This is a genomic window from Clostridium sp. LIBA-8841, from assembly GCF_034439435.1.
Taxonomy (GTDB): Bacteria; Bacillota; Clostridia; order Clostridiales; family Clostridiaceae; genus Sarcina.
In genome coordinates this window covers 160,180-177,739 of the sequence record NZ_JAPCKJ010000006.1, presented here as the reverse complement: position 1 = coordinate 177,739, position 17,560 = coordinate 160,180, and the positions used below count along the sequence as shown (strand labels likewise).

The window sequence follows — 17,560 nt, the reverse complement described above, 5'->3', positions numbered from 1 at the left end:
TCATCTCCTTCTCTTTTATCAAAACTAATCATCATGAGTTACTGCTAACATTTCTTCTACTGTAGTTACCCCTTCTAAAACTAAATCTCTACAAGCTTGTCCTAAAGTTTTCATTCCTTGTCTAATAGAAATTTCTTTAAGAACATGAGCACCTTCACTATTTAAAATTGCATCTCTATGTTTTTTAGTAATTTCCATAATTTCATATATACCAGCTCTTCCAACATAACCTGTGTTATTGCAATAAACACATCCTCTTCCTTTATGTAAAATTAGATTTTCATGCTTATCTATTCCTAAAATCGATTTTTCATATGAATTTGCTTCATACTTTTCTTCACATTTAGGACATATTTTTCTCACAAGTCTTTGAGCTATAACTCCTTTAATAGCATTTGCTATTAGATACTTTTGAACTCCCATATCTTCTAATCTTAAAATACTAGAAGGGGCATCATTAGTATGCAAAGTTGATAAAACCAAATGTCCTGTAATAGCTGCTCTTATAGCAATTTGAGCCGTTTCAGTATCTCTAATTTCTCCAATCATTATAATATCAGGGTCCTGTCTTAAAATTGATCTTAATCCTGTTGCGAAAGTTAACCCTGCTTTTAAATTAACATTAACTTGGTTAACTCCTTCTATTTCACATTCAACCGGGTCTTCTACCGTAATAATATTTTTACTCTCTATATTCAATTCATTCAAAATAGCATAAAGAGTTGTTGTTTTACCACTACCTGTAGGCCCAGTAACAAGTATTAATCCATTAGAATGTTTAGTTATTTTTTCTAATAAATCAAGCTCATCTTTCTTCATTCCAAGACTTTCTTTAGCTATTATAAAGTTCTCTCTATTTACTATTCTTATAACTATCTTTTCTCCTGTTATCATAGGTAAAATGGATACTCTTAAATCTATTCGTTTATTTCCTACTTTAGTAAGTATTCTTCCATCCTGTGGAAGTCTTTTTTCCGATATATCAAGGTTAGCCAGTATTTTAACACGTGTTACTAAGGGCGCTAAAGTATCTACTGGCAATGTTGATATAGTATGTAGCTTACCATCTATCCTATATCTAATCCTTAATATATTCTCATAAGATTCAATATGTATATCACTTGCTCTTTCTTCAACTGCATTCTTAATAACATACTCTATCATTTTTACAATAGGTGCATTATCTAAATTATCAATTTCCTCAATTTTATCTAAATTAAGTTCATTATTCTCTTCGCCTGATACTTTTGATAATTCTTCTGCAACTGAAAGAACTTTCTGATTCGAATAATATATGTCTATTGCTCTTTGAATAGATTGCTTTAAAGCTATATAAGGCTTAACCTTTAACCCTGTAGAAATCTCAACATCATCTATTGCTACTATATCCAAAGGATCAGCCATAGCAACCTTTATAATATTTCCATCTATTTCATAAGGAAATATCATGTGTTTTCTACAGACAGTTTCAGAAATCATCTTTATAGCTCTTCTATCTATTGTTATGATTTCAAGATTCACCTTTTCTATATTTAATTGTTTTTCTAAAACCTCTATTATGTCTTCTTCAGTAACAAAATTCTGCTCAACAAGTATTTCTCCAAGTCTTTTACCAACTTGTTTCTGAATTGCTAAAGCTTCTTTTAGTTCTTTTTCTGTCAGTTTTCCTGATTCTATTAGGATATCTCCTAAACGCTTCTTTTGATAACTTACCAAAGGAATATCCTCCTTTATCTAAAGTAAATACTTAAATTCCAAAATATATTGGAATTATAATATTTCCCATAAAAATTAATATTATAGTTGATATACCGATAGCTGGTCCAAAAGCTATATAATCGTCTCTTTTCTTTTTCTTGAACACAATCTCTAAAACAGCTAATATTCCACCGATTATAAATGACAAAAATATATTTATTATAGCTAATTTCCATCCTAGAAAAATTCCTGCTATAGCATGTATTTCTATGTCTCCACTTCCCATAGCTCCAGTTAGCTTACTAACTAAAAAAATCACTCCACTTGCTATTAAGCACCCAAAAAAATAATTTAAAATGCTTCCTCCAAAATAAATTTTTTCTATTAATGCAAAAATGATTCCAAGTAATATTGCTGGATAAATTGTAACAGCATAAACATCTTGAGTATCATAATCTATAAGTGAAATTACTATAAGAAATGTAATTAAGACTAAATACTTAATTGTCAAAAAAGATATACCATAATATTTATATACACAAAAATATAAAAAACCTGTAAGTAATTCTACTAGAGGATATCTTATAGATATTTTTGTTTTACAATATCTACACTTTCCCCCTAAGAATAAATAACTTAAAACAGGTACTAAATCTATAGGTTTTAAGTTTCTTTTGCATGTACCACAGTGTGAAGGGGGAAATGCTATAGATTCACCTGCAGGAATTCTAAAAATACATACATTCAAGAAACTTCCAATTATTAATCCAAATAAAAAAAATATTATAGACACAGTTCCTCCAAAATTAGTTAAAAAAATTAACTATTTATTAATATTTCATATTAATTATAAACATCATACATTTTTTTGTAAATAATTTTAAACAACATTTTTATCTTATTAAATGAATAATTTACTATTTTTCTTTTTATAAACAATATTCTTAAATAATACTTAATAATCCATTAAATTACACATTATAAAAATAAGCTTTTGATCTTAGTTTTATCAAAAGCTTTAAATATAACTTGTAACTAATTAAGTTTTAAAAAGATTCTGTTTTTCCTGTTGTTGCTTTTACTTTTCTTCCATTTTCTATATTTACATTATAGAAGTCTCCACTTTGTGGTTTATCTAAATCTTCAAGCAACTCTTGTAATTTACTCTCTCCATCGCCACTTATTCCTGATATTTCAACCCCTGAATCATTAGGTTCAATTTTTATATTTGTTGTACTACTTTCAATAACATCTTCTGCTAATAGCATTTCTACTGATCTTTCAATTGCCGCACAGTTTTGTTCATCAACTTTTGTTCTAGCTCCTTCTTTTACTGAGGAAAAATTTGGAGCTATGACTGTTATGATTATTGCCATAATAGCCAAAACAACAGTCAACTCAATTAAAGTAAATCCCTTTTTCTTTTTTTTCCTAGATTCCTCTTTTTTAAAATTTGTGTTTTTTAGTGATACCATTTCTGTACCCCTCCTATTATATTTTTCATAAAGTTAAATAATTTTTAACTTTAGATTTATATTAGGATTATGGACTTTTTTACCATTTTTATACATAAAAAAAGAGATTCTTTTAAAAAGAATCTCTTTCTATATATCATTCGTTTATTAAATTTCTTATGTTATTTAAAATCCTTAGTTATCTTAAAATCTTTCGTATATCTAAATCATTTGTTTGTTCTAATTTATGTACGTACTCTATAACTTCTTTCGTTTTTCTTTAACGTCTTTTGTTGTAATAGCATTAAGCTATTATATAAATTCAAATCATATGTAACTTTAATATCTTTTGTTTTATAAGTTCATTTGTTAATCATTATTTTATCTTTAGTGTATCTATTTCTTTTGTTTTTCAAAAAATCATTTGTAACTTATGTATTTATATTAACACATATTTTTCCAGTTGTCTACAAAATAATACAATATTTTTTGTTTTTTTTAATATATATTTTTTTCACCAATTAAAAATTTAAAATTAATACTTTTAATAACAATTAGTTTATAAATTAATTATTTACATGCTATTTTCAATTGATTTTTCGACATTTAAACCTTTAAAAGTATATTATGTAATTATTTTCAAAATAATACAATAAAAAAGAGATGACAAACAAATGCCATCCCTTTTTTCATTAATACATTCCGTCCATTCCCATACCTGCACCTTGAGGCATTTCTTTTTCTGGAATATCTGCTACAGCAGCTTCTGTTGTTAAGAATGTTGATGCTACTGATGATGCATTTTGAAGAGCTGATCTTGTAACCTTAGTTGGGTCAACAATACCTGCTTTAAGCATATTTTTATATTCTCCTCTTAAAGCATCAAATCCTATACCAGCTTCACTATTCTTAACCTTTTCTATTATAACTGAACCTTCTAAACCTCCATTGTGAGCTATTTGTCTCATTGGTTCTTCTAAGGCTCTTACAATTATATTTATACCAACCTGTTCATCTTGAACATCTGAAGTTAATTTAGCAACTTCGTTTATTACATTTACATAAGCAGTTCCACCACCTGGAACGATACCTTCTTCAACGGCTGCCTTTGTAGCCGCTAAAGCATCTTCTATTCTTAGCTTACTTTCCTTAAGCTCAGTTTCTGTAGCGGCACCAACTTTAACCACCGCAACTCCACCAGCTAGTTTAGCAAGTCTTTCTTGTAATTTTTCTTTATCAAACTCAGAAGTAGTCTCTTCCAATTGAATTTTTATTTGATTAATTCTATTTTTAATTTCTTCTGAATTTCCTCTTCCATTAACTATTGTTGTATTATCTTTAGTTACCTTAACACTTTCAGCTTCTCCAAGCATATCTAATGTAACTTCTTTTAAATCTCTTCCTAATTCATCAGATACAACAACTCCACCTGTTAAGATAGCTATATCTTGTAACATCTCTTTTCTTCTATCTCCAAATCCTGGTGCCTTAACAGCAACACAAGTGAATGTTCCTCTTAATTTATTAACAACTAATGTTGTCATAGCTTCGCCTTCTATATCATCAGCTATTATTAAAAGCTTTCTACCTGCTTGAACTATTTGCTCAAGTATTGGTAATAAATCTTGAATATTGCTTACTTTCTTATCAGTTATTAATACTAATGGATTATCTAAAGCAGCTTCCATTTTTTCTGTATCTGTTACCATATATGCTGATACATAGCCTCTATCAAATTGCATACCTTCTACTACATCTAACTCAGTTCCCATTGACTTAGATTCTTCTACAGTGATAACTCCTTCGTTACCGACCTTCTCCATAGCATCTGCTATTAATTCACCTATTTTTTCATCAGCGGCTGATATAGCAGCAACTCTAGCAATATCTTCTTTTCCATTAACAGGTTTAGAAATTTTCTTTATTTCTTCAACAGCCTTCTCAACAGCAAGCCTAATTCCATTTCTTATTAATATAGGATTTGCTCCTGCTGTTACATTTTTTAATCCTTCTCTTATGATAGCTTGAGCTAATAGTGTAGCTGTAGTTGTTCCGTCTCCTGCCACATCATTAGTCTTAGTAGCTACCTCTTTAACAAGTTGAGCTCCCATATTTTCGTAAGCATCCTCAAGTTCAATTTCTCTTGCTATAGTAACTCCATCATTTGTTATAAGTGGTGATCCAAATTTTTTATCTAAAATAACATTTCTTCCTTTTGGTCCTAATGTAACCTTAACAGTGTTAGCTAATTTATCTACACCTGCTTGCATAGACCTTCTTGCTTCTTCACCAAATAATAATGTTTTAGCCATATTAATCTACCTCCCAAATTTATTATGAATATCTAAAGCATTTATATGTTTTCAAACTATTCAACTATTGCAAGTATATCATCTTGTCTTAAGATAGTATATTCTTCACCTTCAAACTTAACTTCTGTTCCTGCGTATTTAGAGTATAAAACCTTATCTCCAACCTTAACTTCCATTTCAGTTCTTTTTCCATCTACTATTGCTCCTGGTCCTACTGCTATAACTTCTGCTTCCTGTGGTCTTTCCTTAGCAGTTCCAGTAACTATTATACCGCTTTTAGTAGTTTCTTCTGCTTCTAATCTTTTAATGACAACTCTGTCTCCAAGTGGTTTAATATTCATTCAAAAACCCTCCTTAAAAATGCTAATTAATTACTCAATTTTTAGCACTCTTCAATAAAGAGTGCTAATTCTTATTAATATAATATAATTTACCAGTTGTAAATTCAATAACTAAATTTATTAATTTACAATATGTTATTATTATTTTTTCTCTTTAATTTAAATTATCTTTTATTTTCTGTAATATACTCTATTTTCCTTTAAGTATCTTTTAAAATTTAATTATACCTTTTACTTCTTAATTCTAGACAAGTTCCTCTTTATTAATACACCATACACTATAAATTAATACTAAATGTATTCTTAAAATATGTATTCTTTGATTAATATTTTATAAAAAAGTCTAGAATTATTAAAAACATTTATTTTAAGGAGTAAATAATGATTAGAGTCTTAAAGAATATATTACTTTCTTTATATTTATTAATTAGTTCAATAATATTTTCCGTTATAATAACACTTAATAATTCTCCATTACTATATTCATTTTTTCTAGATTTTAAAAGTCTACCAGCAATAAGCAACCTTAGTAAAAATCAAATTATGAATGATTATAATAATATAATCAATTACCTGAATTCGCCATATGAAACTACTCTTAAATTTGAAAATTTTAAAATGAGTCCTACTGGAGAATATCACTTTTTAGAAGTCAAAAATATTTTTACTTCTGTTTATCTAGCTGGATTTATTTGTCTAATATTAGGAATAATTTTATTTATATTGATAAAAAAATCTAAAGTTAAAGTCTTATTGAAGTCATTTAATCTATTCTTCTATGAAGTTTTAATTATTTGCTTTTTTATACTCTTAGGATTTTATTTTGACTTTTCAAAACTATTTACTTTATTTCATAAAATATTTTTCAATAATGATTATTGGATATTTGATCCTCAAAAAGACCAAATAATAAATGTTTTACCTGAATCCTATTTTTTATTCTTAGCAGTATTGGTAATATCTTTAGTAATCATGTTTTCTATAATATCCAAAATCTTTTATAACCTAAATAAACCTATTTTTTCTTCTTCAAAATAAATTATATTTCCTTAAATTATAGAATAATTCTTCTTAAATTTTCAAACTATTAAAGTAACGGCTTTTTAAAATTTAAATACATATATTATAATATTTATAAGTATTCTATTATTTAAGGTGTGATGAATATGAATAAAGAAACTCATATATGTGATCTTTGTGAAAGGGAAGTTCCTACAATCACAGAACATCATCTAATTCCTCGTCAAAAAGGAGGAAGATTTCAAGAAACAGCTTGGCTTTGCGTGCCTTGTCACAAACAAGTACATGCTTTATATAGTAATTATGAATTAGCTTCTAGACTTTACTCTATACCAAGGCTTAGAGATGAAGAGAAGATAAAACGTTACTTAAAATTCATCAAGAAACACCCTGGTGATGCTAACTTTACTATAAAACAATCAAAAGCCATTCGTAAAAAAGGTCGTTATTAACAAAAAAGTAGATTATTAGCTCCTTAAACCCAAGTTTATAAAGCTCTTAATCTACTCTTTTTTTACTTGATCTAAAAACTATATTTTTATTCCATTTTCTCTTGCATAATAGAATAAATATTGTTGAGCAAATCCTGAATATTCTCCAAATCTTTCTCTTGCAAAAATTCTTATCTTATTTAATGAAGCATCATCGGCACCATAAAAATGCATCATAGCTCTTTTAACCCAAACATCAACTGGGAAAGCTGAACTTTTCTTCATAGAGAATAGCATTATACAATCTGCTACCTTTGCTCCTACTCCCATGAATTCTTGAAGGCCTTTATGGCATCCATCAACATCCATATTAGTTATCTTTTCTAAATCATATTTTTCTAATATTTCAACTATATCTTCTTCTGGTGCTTCTAGTATTCCTCTTTTTGCTAATTCACATTTATATATCTTTTGAGTTGTATCATATATGTATTTGCTTCTAAATGATGCACCAGTTTCTCTTATTTGATCTATTGAAGCCTTAGCTAAGCTCTCTGGTGTTGGGAAAGCATAATAGGTATTTCCTTTATATTCTATTGCTTCTCCCCATCTTTCACTTATTTTCTTTATTGTTTTTGATATTACAGGTATGCTATTTCTTGCTGATATTATAAATGAAATAACTAATTCAAAAGGATCTTGATTTAATATTCTTATTCCATATCCAAACTCAACAGCACTTTTTAAGGTATCATCCCAAGATAAAGCTTCTTTAACCTTTGAATAATCTCTTTCTAAATCGAAATAATCTACCCAAATATTTTCAAAATCCTCTTTATTAGTGTTATATATTATTACATCATCACCTTCTTGAGCAACTTCTATAACTCTTCCAAAGGCAACTCCTATGTATGAACCACTTTCTGTTCTTTCCCATCTAAAGCACTGCCCACATTCAAAAACTTGTTTTATATTAAAGTTTTTTGTATCCTTTAATATTACTTTATCCTCTCTATACTCTACACTTTTAAAATCCATTTATTTCACCTATCTTTCTATCTTTCTCTTCTTACGATTTCATCTAAAACTTCAGATGCAGTCTCTATCATAACTATGCATCTTCTATCATCGTCTTTTTTATATTTAGCTTTTAACTCAGTACAATTATATTCGCCTAATCTATCATAAAATTTTTCCATAAACTCTTTTGTGAAAGCTCTTGTTTGAGGACTTTGATGTCCTCTATCCTCTGTGAACATAACACCAAGAATACCAGCTGCACCTGTTGCTGCCCCACATACATTTCCTATTGCTAATCCACCACCAAAAGATGACATTACTTTTAAAGTTTCCTTTGATAAATTTAAATTATATTCTTCATTTGCAGCATACATTATGCACTCTGCGCAATTCAAATCATGTTTTTTATCCCACTTTTCTCTTGCTTTTTCAACTAACATATTATCCCTCCAAAATAAAGTTTTATTAATTATATCAATATTTATCTTATAGTTATTATAAATAAAAAAATTTCTCTTTCAAAATTATATATCTATAAGATAAACCAGTTAGAATTTAAATCTAAAAGTATTATCTAATTCTATTCATAAAACCTTATATGAATAATATTATACTAATAAAGGTTATTAATAAATAGTCTTTTTATATAAAACAAAATAAAAACATGGATAGGTGTTCTTTCGAATCACCCTCCATGTTATAAACTAAGCCTTCAATACTTTTTTCTTATCTCCTTTAAAAGTATCCCAAAGAATACTTATTGCAATTAATACCATAAGTCCAGATATAACTATAGGCTTTGATAAAAATACTGTAACATATCCTAGGAATGGTATATGAAATAAGACTTTTCCTATTAAATCTTCCTCTCTAACCATCTCAGTATCCTCTGCATTGTTATTATCACCTTTTGTTATTAACCCCTCTTCATTTTCTTCTACAATTCTATGAGTAACAATATTTCCTTCATATTTAAAAGTTATTACATCTCCAGAATCAACTTCATTAATTTCAGCACTTTTAACAATAACTAAATCTCCGGTTCTAATCTCAGGTTCCATGCTTCCACTTAATATTGAATATGTTCTAAACCCAACAGCCTTAAATATTGCATCTGACTTGCTCATAAAGTTGTTTATTAATATAAGAACTAACATACCTACAACTATATAATATATTGTATTACCTATCTTTTTATTACTCATAAACTCACCCTTACTAAATATTAAATATAGATACAATTGCCCTATTATATTTATATTCAAATATTATGTAAAATATGACTTTTTATTAGTATTTAATTCTTCAAATATATTTTTTTAATTTATATTTTAAAATACTTCTAAAATATAAATTGGTTGTATCAAAAGTAACTTTAAATAAAGTTTTGATACAACCAATTCTAAAACAAATATTCTATAGGTTATGAAGGTGACTATAAACTCCTCCAAGTTTTATAAGTTCTTCATGATTTCCTCTCTCTTCTATCCCCTTGTCTGTTAACACAATTATTTCATCAGAATTTTTAACAGTTGAAAGTCTATGCGCAACTACAAGAGTTGTTCTATCCTTACTTAATTCTTCTAAGGCTTTTTGTATTTCATATTCAGTAACATTATCTAAAGCTGAAGTAGCCTCATCTAAGATTAATATTGCAGGATTCTTTAAAAATACTCTAGCTATTGCTATTCTTTGCTTTTGACCACCAGAAAGCTTAACTCCTCTTTCTCCTATAAATGTATCATATCCATCTTCTAATCCCATTATGAAGTCATGTAGACAAGCATTTTTAGCTGCTTCTATAACTTCTTCCTCAGTTGCTTTAGGATTTCCATACATTATATTTTCTTTTATAGTTCCAGTAAATAAGAATACATCTTGTTGAACTATTCCTATGTTTTCTCTTAAAGATTTTAAAGTAACAGTGCTTATATCTACATCATCTATAAATATCTTTCCACTTTCATAGTCATAAAATCTAGGAATAAGATTACATACTGTTGTTTTTCCTCCACCTGAAGGACCAACTAAAGCAACCATTTTACCAGCTTTAATGTCTAAATTAAAGTTTTCTAGTATACTTTCCTTATTATCATATCTAAAAGTAACATCTTTTATTGAAATTTTCCCTTTTACATCTTTAAGTTCCTTTGCGTTAGGAATTTCTTTTTCATTTTCTTCGCCCATAATTTCTTCATATCTTTCAAAACCAGACATCCCATTTTGGAACATTTCATTGAAATTTATAAGTTTTCTAATAGGTTGTAAAAACATCTTTATATATAGTAAATATGCTGCAAAATCCCCAAGATTTATTTTTCCTAAATAAGTGAAATATCCAGCTGCTATTAATACTATAAGTTCAAGCATATCTATAAGGAAAAACATTCCTGAAAAATACTCAGCCATGGCTTTATATGCATGTTCTCTTGCCTTTTTAAATATATTATTACTCTTATCAAACTTATCCATCTCATAAGTCTTATTACCAAATGATTTAGTAACTTTTACACCTGAAATACTATTTTCTATAGTAGCATTTACTTCTCCAGTTTTAACTCTAGTATCTTTAAATGCTTCCCTCATTTTATTTTTCTTTCTAATAGTATAGAAAATTAAAAATGGTAAAAGAGCAAAAGTAATAATTGTTAAAGGTATATTTATTGTACATAAAATTATAAATGATCCAAATAACATAACTATTGATATAAATAAATCTTCTGGACCATGGTGTGCCAATTCTGATATGTCTAAAAGATCATTTACTATTCTAGACATAAGAACCCCTGTTTTATTATTATCAAAATATTTATTAGGCATGTCTTGTAATTTTTCAAACAAATCTCTTCTCATATCTGCTTGCATTCTTACACCAACTACATGCCCCCAATATTGCATAAAGTAGTTTAAACCTGCTTTAACTAAGAATATCAAAGTAAGCACCGTAGCAAAAACAAACAACAACCTTATTTGTTTATTTGGAATAACGTTGTTGATTATATTTCTTGTAATCATAGGATAAACTAAATCACAAGCAGCAACTAAAAAGGCTGCTAATAAATCTAAAATAAATAATTTTTTATATGGTTTATAATATTGTATAAATTTTTTTAACATATTTCCCCCTTAATGATATACGTTATTAATTAATATTTATTTTCATTCCTCTAATTATAATGAATTTTTTAAATTAAATCAACTAAAAAATAACTAAAAAGAGGTTGATAAAATATCAACCTCTTTTGCATAACTCAACTAAATTTTAATCATATAAATATCACACTATAAAACTATTTATGCAATTATTATAATAAATATTTATAATATAAATTATTTAATTTTTATAAACTTTTTTAAATTTCAATTCTATACATTGTAGTTGTAGAATCCTCTACCAGTTTTTCTACCTAACCATCCAGCTCTAACATATTTTCTTAAAAGACTGCTAGCTCTATATTTACTATCTCCAGTTTCTTTGAATAATACGTCCATGATAGCTAAGCAAACATCTAATCCTATTAAATCACCTAAGGCTAAAGGTCCCATTGGATGATTAGCTCCTAATTTCATTGAAGTATCTATATCTTCAACTGAAGCTATTCCTTCTGAATATATTTCAACAGCTTCATTTATCATAGGAATAAGTATTCTATTAACTACAAATCCTGGTGCTTCAGCAACTTCTACTGGAGTCTTTCCTATAGCTTCTGACATAGCTTTTACTTTGTCAAAAGTTTCTTGTGAAGTAGCCATACCTCTTATTACTTCAACAAGTTTCATTATTGTTGCAGGATTAAAGAAATGCATTCCTATAACTCTATCAGGTCTGTTTGTAGCTGAAGCTACTTCTGTTATTGATAATGAAGATGTATTTGAAGCTAATATAGTTTCTTCTTTACATATCTTATCTAACTCAGCAAATATTTGCTTTTTGATTTCCATGTTTTCTACTGCAGCTTCTATAACTAAGTCACAATCAGCAGCCATTCCTAAATCAGTAGTTCCAGTGATTTTTGATAATACCGCTTCTTTATCTTCTTCAGTTATTTTTCCTTTAGAAACTAATTTAGTAAGACCTTTATTGATTCCAGCTATTCCTCTATCAACAAACTCGTCTTTGATATCTCTAACGATAACTTCATATCCTTTTTGTGCGAATGCTTGAACTATTCCAGCACCCATTGTACCTGCACCAATTACAAAAATCTTTTCCATATTAAGTTCCTCCTAAATACTCTCTTTAATTGGACTTTTCTGATTTCTCAGAAAAGTCCTACACCATTAATTGAAAAATTTTATAAGTTTACCCTTGTTATATTACCTTTTAATTAAGCTTCCTCTTTCATAGCTTTTAATTGAGCTATAAATTCTGGAACAACTTTATTTACATCTCCAACTATTGCATAGTCAGCAATTTTCATTATTGGAGCATTAGCATCTTTGTTGATAGCTATTATCATATCTGATTCTTGCATACCAGCAGCATGTTGTATAGCTCCTGAGATACCACAAGCTACATATATGTTTGGTCTAACAGTTTTTCCTGTTTGTCCAACTTGGTAATCTTTATCTACCCATCCTTTTTCTACTGCTGCTCTTGAAGCTGCTATTGATCCGTTCATAACTTCTGCTAATTCCTTAAGCATTTTGAAGTTTTCTTCTGAACCAACACCTCTACCACCAGCAACTAATACGTTAGCTTCTGAGATATCTACGATATCTTTGTGTTCTTTAACTATTTCAACTATTTTTGTTCTTATATCGTTAGCATTAAATTCTATTTCAACATTTTCTACAGTTGCATCATTTTCTCCTAGTGGAAGTTTTTCGAAAACTCCTGGTCTTACTGTAGCCATTTGAGGTCTGTGATCTGGACATACGATTGTAGCCATTAAGTTACCACCGAATGCTGGTCTTGTTGCTAATAAATCTCCACTTTCAACATCAACATCTAAAGATGTACAGTCAGCAGTTAAACCTGTTTCTAATCTAGCAGCAACTCTTGGACCTAAGTCTCTTCCTATGAATGTTGCTCCTATAAAGATTATATTTGGTTTTTTAGCCTTAGCTAACTCACATATAGCTTTAGTATATCCGTCAGTTGTGTAATGCTCTAATTCTGGAGAATCAACAACTAGTACTTCATCAGCACCATGTCTTGATAAATCTTCAACTAAACCTTCAACTTTATTTCCTATTAATAACGCTGTTAATTTTGATCCTAATTTATCAGCGATTTTTCTACCTTCACCTAATAATTCTAATGAAACTTTTTGTAATTGACCTTCTCTTTGCTCTGCAAAAACCCAAACGCCATTGAAATCTGCTTTATTCATCTTAAATACCTCCCATAATCCTTAGATGTAGTGTTTTTCTTTTAATTTGCCTAGTACATAAGTAACTGAATCTTTAGGTGATTCTTTAACTATTTCTCCTGCACCTTTAGCTTCTTTAGTCATTGATCTCTTAACTTTTGTTGGAGATCCTTTTAATCCTAATTCAGCTTTGTCTACATCTATGTCATCAGCTGACCATACTAAGATTTCATCATCAGATGTTTCAAATATGTTTTTAACATTCATGTATCTTGGCTCATTTAACTCTTTTATAGCAGTTAAAAGTACTGGAGCATCAACTTTTATTAATTCATATCCATCTTCTAAAGCTCTATTTATTAATAATCCATCTTCTTCAACTTTAACACCTTGAACGTAAGTTACTTGAGGAATATTTAAATGCTCAGCTATTTCTGGTCCAACCTGTGCAGTATCTCCATCAATAGCTTGTCTTCCTGCGAATATTATGTCATATTCTAATTTCTTTATTGCTCCTGCTAAAGCTTTTGAAGTAGCTAAAGTATCAGCCCCTGCAAATGCTCTATCAGTTATAAGAATTGCTTTGTTAGCTCCCATACATAAAGCTTCTCTTAAAGCACTCTTAGCTTGAGGTGGTCCCATACTTATTACAGTTACTTCTGCTCCATTATTATCTTTTAATTCTAATGCAGCCTCTAAAGCATGCTTATCCTCTGGGTTTATTATTGATGGAACTCCATCTCTTATAAGAGTTCCTGTTTTTGGATCTATTTTAACAGCTGTTGTATCTGGCACTTGTTTTAAGCAAACTACTATTTTCATCTCAAAGCCCTCCTAAAATTATCTTAATATGCTTCCTGCGATAACCATTTTTTGAACCTCTGAAGTTCCTTCATAGATTTCAGTTATCTTAGCATCTCTCATCATTCTTTCTACTGGGTATTCCTTAGTATATCCGTATCCACCGAATAATTGAACAGCCTTAGTTGTAACCTCCATAGCTACATCTGCAGCAAATAATTTAGCTCTTGCAGCATCTACTGAATATGGTTTACCCGCTTCTTTTAAGCAAGCTGCTTTATATACTAAAAATCTTGCAGCCTCAATTTTAGTATCCATTTCTGCTACCATCCATTGTAATCCTTGGAATGCAGATAATGATCTACCGAATTGTTTTCTTTCTTTCATGTAAGCAACCGCTTCTTCTAAAGCTCCTTCTGCTAACCCTAATGCTTGAGCAGCGATACCTATTCTACCACCGTCTAGAGTTTTCATTGCTATTCCAAATCCTTTTCCTTCTCTTCCGATTAAGTTTTCTTTTGGAACAACACAGTTTTCCATTATTAACTCAGTTGTTGAAGAAGCTCTTATACCCATTTTGTCTTCTAATTTACCAATTGAAAATCCAGGGAAGTCTTTTTCAACTATGAAAGCTGAGATTCCTCTTGTACCTTGACTCTTATCAGTCATAGCAAAGATTATGAAAGTATCAGCAACTCCACCGTTTGTTATGAATATTTTACTTCCGTTTAAGATATAGTTATCTCCTTCTAATACGGCTGTAGTTTGTTGACCTGCAGCATCTGTACCAGCACCTGGTTCAGTTAATCCGAAAGCACCTAACTTTTCACCTTTAGCAAGTGGAGTTAAATATTTTTCTTTTTGAGCTGGAGTACCGAATTGATCTATTAATGAAGCACATAATGAAGTATGAGCTGAAACTATAACTCCTGTAGTACCACAAACTTTTGATAATTCTTCAACAGTTAAGATGTAAGATAAAGTATCTCCACCAGCTCCGCCATATTCTTTACTAAAAGGAATTCCCAACATTCCTAACTTAGCCATTTTTTTAACATTCTCCATAGGGAATCTTTCTGTTTCATCGATTTCTGCAGCTATTGGTTTAACTTCGTTTTGAGCAAACTCTCTAACCATTTGCTTAACTAATTCTTGTTCTCTTGTTAATTGAAAGTTCATTTTAATTACCCTCCTTAAATCCACACAACCATTTATTTAAAAAATTACTTGTTTTTAAAATTCTTTTCTCTTCTTTCTACAAAAGCACTCATACCTTCAGTTTGATCTTCTGTAGCAAAACATTTTCCAAAATCTTCAGCTTCTATAACTACTGCTGAATCTATATCAACTTGCATACCTCTATCAATTGCATCTTTACATAGCTTAACAGCTATTGGTGCATTAGCAGCTATTTTTTTAGCCATTGCCATTGCTTCTTCCATTAAAGTTTCTGGCTCAACAACTTTATTTACTAAACCAATTCTTAAAGCTTCATCAGCTTTTATCATATCGCCTGTGTAAATAAGTTCTTTAGCTTTACCCATTCCAACTATTCTTGGTAATCTTTGAGTTCCACCAAATCCAGGAGTAATTCCTAAACCAACCTCAGGTTGTGCGAACTTAGCCTTTGTAGTTGCAATTCTTATATCGCAAGCCATAGAAATTTCACATCCGCCACCTAAAGCGAAACCGTTTATAGCAGCAATTACTGGCTTGTCTAATTTTTCTAATCTTCTAAATACTTTGTTACCTAAAAGTCCAAATTCTTTACCCTGTTCTTCATTTAAATCTTTCATTTCTGCTATATCAGCACCTGCAACAAATGCTTTATCTCCAGCACCTGTTAAGATAACAACGTATACATCATCTTGTTTCTCGATGTGGTCTATAGCAGTATCTAAGTCCTTTAAAGTTTCTGAATTTAGTGCATTTAATGCTTTTGGTCTGTTAATTGTTAAAATTCCAATGTTGCCCTCTTTTTCAAAGATTACATTATTTAATTCCATCGTATTTCCTCCCTCATATACCATAGCGAATATATGGTTTTAAATAGCTTAACAACTAATAACTAACAACTTAATATTCTTCCACCTTATATTTTTCCAAAATTATTGTTAATTTTGTAACAAGCAAAGGCAAAAAAATAATTGAAGTACTTGGTACTTCAATTAAATTATAAAACTTAATAGTAAATATTTCAATATATTATTTATATTTTTTTGAAAATCTAATACTTTTTTTCCATATTAAACAATTTATCCTATGATAAATTCACTCTATTTTACGTCATTGTGATTTAAAAGATAAACTAAAGTCATCATACTCTCACTTAAATGTACATTTTCCACTCTTATCTCATTAGGTACTTCAAGATCTATAGGAGCAAAGTTCCAAATGCCCTTTATTCCACCTTCAACTAAATCATCACAAACCTTTTGAGCATTAGTTCTTGGTACACAAATTATTCCTATTTCAATGTCATTTTCTTTTACGAAATCTTTTAGTTTCTCTACATCTTGTATCTCTACATCTCTTATTTTAATTCCAAACATTCTTGGATTTGCATCAAATATACCTCTTAATTTAAAGCCTAATCTATTGAAACTATTATAGTTAGCTATCGCTTGCCCTATATTACCAGCACCTATTATTACTGTATTATAGTCTCTTGTAAGTCCTAATATGCTTCCTATATTATTGTATAATTCTTTTACATTATATCCATAACCCTGTTGGCCAAAATCACCAAAACAATTAAGATCCTGTCTTATTTGTGAAGCAGTAAATCCTATTTTTTCACTTAACTCTTTTGAAGATATTCTATCAACATCATTTTCCATTAATTCTTGTAAGTATCTATGGTATTTAGGCAATCTTTTTATAACAGCCATAGATATGCCTTTTTTCTTTTCCATTTTAATAGCACCTCTTTCTAAAATTGTTCTTTTTTTAAAAAGCAATTACTTTTTAGAATGTATTCTAAACTCAAATGATAAAATTACAAATTTAACCTTCTAAAATATTACCATACCCAAAAAAGTTTGTCTATATTTTAACATTCTTTTGGTTTCACTATCAAAAATATATGTATTTAAGTATATTATTTATATTTTTTTCCATTTTTATAATACTTGGTTAATATAATTAAAATTGCATTATTTTGTTATA

17 protein-coding genes are annotated in these 17,560 nt (G+C 29.1%); 2 read left to right on the top strand and 15 right to left on the bottom strand.

The features are described 5' to 3' along the window. Positions 1–24: 24 nt before the first annotated feature. The 5 genes from OIF33_RS15290 to groES all read right to left on the bottom strand — a co-directional run bounded on the left by OIF33_RS15290 (position 25) and on the right by groES (position 5,805). Complete coding sequence (locus OIF33_RS15290) at positions 25–1,716, bottom strand: GspE/PulE family protein (protein WP_322505092.1); 1,692 nt, start codon at positions 1,714–1,716, stop codon at positions 25–27. A gap of 31 nt (positions 1,717–1,747) precedes the next feature. After that, positions 1,748–2,491, bottom strand: coding sequence for a prepilin peptidase (locus tag OIF33_RS15285; RefSeq protein ID WP_322505091.1), 744 nt, complete (start codon positions 2,489–2,491; stop codon positions 1,748–1,750). A gap of 253 nt (positions 2,492–2,744) precedes the next feature. Then, positions 2,745–3,173 carry a type II secretion system protein gene (locus OIF33_RS15280; protein ID WP_322505090.1) on the bottom strand — a complete coding sequence of 143 codons (429 nt, stop codon included), beginning with the start codon at positions 3,171–3,173 and terminating at the stop codon, positions 2,745–2,747. Between the two features lie 671 nt (positions 3,174–3,844). Next, positions 3,845–5,464, bottom strand: a complete 1,620-nt coding sequence (groL, locus tag OIF33_RS15275) for a chaperonin GroEL (RefSeq protein ID WP_322505089.1) — start codon at positions 5,462–5,464, stop codon at positions 3,845–3,847. A gap of 56 nt (positions 5,465–5,520) precedes the next feature. Beyond that, positions 5,521–5,805 (bottom strand): co-chaperone GroES, encoded by a 285-nt coding sequence (gene groES / locus OIF33_RS15270; RefSeq protein WP_322505088.1) that lies wholly within the window; start codon positions 5,803–5,805, stop codon positions 5,521–5,523. A gap of 381 nt (positions 5,806–6,186) precedes the next feature. Here groES and OIF33_RS15265 point away from each other — a divergent pair, with 381 nt between their 5' ends. Continuing rightward, on the top strand, positions 6,187–6,843 hold the full coding sequence (locus OIF33_RS15265; RefSeq protein ID WP_322505087.1) for a TIGR01906 family membrane protein: 657 nt from the start codon (positions 6,187–6,189) through the stop codon (positions 6,841–6,843). Positions 6,844–6,971: 128 nt separating this feature from the next. Next, positions 6,972–7,277, top strand: coding sequence for an HNH endonuclease (locus OIF33_RS15260; RefSeq protein ID WP_322505086.1), 306 nt, complete (start codon positions 6,972–6,974; stop codon positions 7,275–7,277). A 78-nt stretch (positions 7,278–7,355) separates the two neighbouring features. Here the strand turns inward: OIF33_RS15260 and OIF33_RS15255 are convergent, their stop codons facing one another. The 10 genes from OIF33_RS15255 to OIF33_RS15210 form a co-directional block, all read right to left on the bottom strand. Then, positions 7,356–8,294, bottom strand: coding sequence for a DNA-3-methyladenine glycosylase family protein (locus OIF33_RS15255; RefSeq protein WP_322505085.1), 939 nt, complete (start codon positions 8,292–8,294; stop codon positions 7,356–7,358). 17 nt (positions 8,295–8,311) lie between these two features. Then, positions 8,312–8,716 (bottom strand): C-GCAxxG-C-C family protein, encoded by a 405-nt coding sequence (locus tag OIF33_RS15250; RefSeq protein WP_322505084.1) that lies wholly within the window; start codon positions 8,714–8,716, stop codon positions 8,312–8,314. 264 nt (positions 8,717–8,980) lie between these two features. Beyond that, the gene (locus OIF33_RS15245) at positions 8,981–9,481 is read right to left on the bottom strand and encodes a signal peptidase I (protein ID WP_322505083.1); all 501 of its coding nucleotides are present in this window, start codon (positions 9,479–9,481) and stop codon (positions 8,981–8,983) included. Between the two features lie 211 nt (positions 9,482–9,692). Next, entirely contained in the window at positions 9,693–11,393 is a 1,701-nt protein-coding gene (locus OIF33_RS15240; RefSeq protein WP_322505082.1) for an ABC transporter ATP-binding protein, read from the bottom strand. 249 nt (positions 11,394–11,642) lie between these two features. Beyond that, positions 11,643–12,491: a 3-hydroxybutyryl-CoA dehydrogenase gene (locus OIF33_RS15235; RefSeq protein ID WP_322505081.1), complete on the bottom strand. Its 849-nt coding sequence runs from the start codon at positions 12,489–12,491 to the stop codon at positions 11,643–11,645. A gap of 113 nt (positions 12,492–12,604) precedes the next feature. Then, positions 12,605–13,612, bottom strand: a complete 1,008-nt coding sequence (locus OIF33_RS15230) for an electron transfer flavoprotein subunit alpha/FixB family protein (RefSeq protein ID WP_322505080.1) — start codon at positions 13,610–13,612, stop codon at positions 12,605–12,607. A 21-nt stretch (positions 13,613–13,633) separates the two neighbouring features. Then, on the bottom strand, positions 13,634–14,413 hold the full coding sequence (locus OIF33_RS15225) for an electron transfer flavoprotein subunit beta/FixA family protein (RefSeq protein WP_322505079.1): 780 nt from the start codon (positions 14,411–14,413) through the stop codon (positions 13,634–13,636). A gap of 18 nt (positions 14,414–14,431) precedes the next feature. Continuing rightward, entirely contained in the window at positions 14,432–15,571 is a 1,140-nt protein-coding gene (locus OIF33_RS15220; protein ID WP_322505078.1) for an acyl-CoA dehydrogenase, read from the bottom strand. Between the two features lie 44 nt (positions 15,572–15,615). Beyond that, positions 15,616–16,398, bottom strand: coding sequence for a short-chain-enoyl-CoA hydratase (locus OIF33_RS15215; RefSeq protein ID WP_322505077.1), 783 nt, complete (start codon positions 16,396–16,398; stop codon positions 15,616–15,618). A gap of 270 nt (positions 16,399–16,668) precedes the next feature. Continuing rightward, positions 16,669–17,307: a redox-sensing transcriptional repressor Rex gene (locus tag OIF33_RS15210; protein WP_322505076.1), complete on the bottom strand. Its 639-nt coding sequence runs from the start codon at positions 17,305–17,307 to the stop codon at positions 16,669–16,671. Positions 17,308–17,560: the final 253 nt, after the last annotated feature.

Coding starts and splice junctions, on each gene's coding strand:
- OIF33_RS15280 (WP_322505090.1), bottom strand. CDS start 3,173: ATGGTATCACTAAAAAACACAAATTTTAAAAAAGAGGAATCTAGGAAA.
- groL (WP_322505089.1), bottom strand. CDS start 5,464: ATGGCTAAAACATTATTATTTGGTGAAGAAGCAAGAAGGTCTATGCAA.
- groES (WP_322505088.1), bottom strand. CDS start 5,805: ATGAATATTAAACCACTTGGAGACAGAGTTGTCATTAAAAGATTAGAA.
- OIF33_RS15265 (WP_322505087.1), top strand. CDS start 6,187: ATGATTAGAGTCTTAAAGAATATATTACTTTCTTTATATTTATTAATT.
- OIF33_RS15260 (WP_322505086.1), top strand. CDS start 6,972: ATGAATAAAGAAACTCATATATGTGATCTTTGTGAAAGGGAAGTTCCT.
- OIF33_RS15255 (WP_322505085.1), bottom strand. CDS start 8,294: ATGGATTTTAAAAGTGTAGAGTATAGAGAGGATAAAGTAATATTAAAG.
- OIF33_RS15250 (WP_322505084.1), bottom strand. CDS start 8,716: ATGTTAGTTGAAAAAGCAAGAGAAAAGTGGGATAAAAAACATGATTTG.
- OIF33_RS15245 (WP_322505083.1), bottom strand. CDS start 9,481: ATGAGTAATAAAAAGATAGGTAATACAATATATTATATAGTTGTAGGT.
- OIF33_RS15240 (WP_322505082.1), bottom strand. CDS start 11,393: ATGTTAAAAAAATTTATACAATATTATAAACCATATAAAAAATTATTT.
- OIF33_RS15235 (WP_322505081.1), bottom strand. CDS start 12,491: ATGGAAAAGATTTTTGTAATTGGTGCAGGTACAATGGGTGCTGGAATA.
- OIF33_RS15230 (WP_322505080.1), bottom strand. CDS start 13,612: ATGAATAAAGCAGATTTCAATGGCGTTTGGGTTTTTGCAGAGCAAAGA.
- OIF33_RS15225 (WP_322505079.1), bottom strand. CDS start 14,413: ATGAAAATAGTAGTTTGCTTAAAACAAGTGCCAGATACAACAGCTGTT.
- OIF33_RS15220 (WP_322505078.1), bottom strand. CDS start 15,571: ATGAACTTTCAATTAACAAGAGAACAAGAATTAGTTAAGCAAATGGTT.
- OIF33_RS15215 (WP_322505077.1), bottom strand. CDS start 16,398: ATGGAATTAAATAATGTAATCTTTGAAAAAGAGGGCAACATTGGAATT.
- OIF33_RS15210 (WP_322505076.1), bottom strand. CDS start 17,307: ATGGAAAAGAAAAAAGGCATATCTATGGCTGTTATAAAAAGATTGCCT.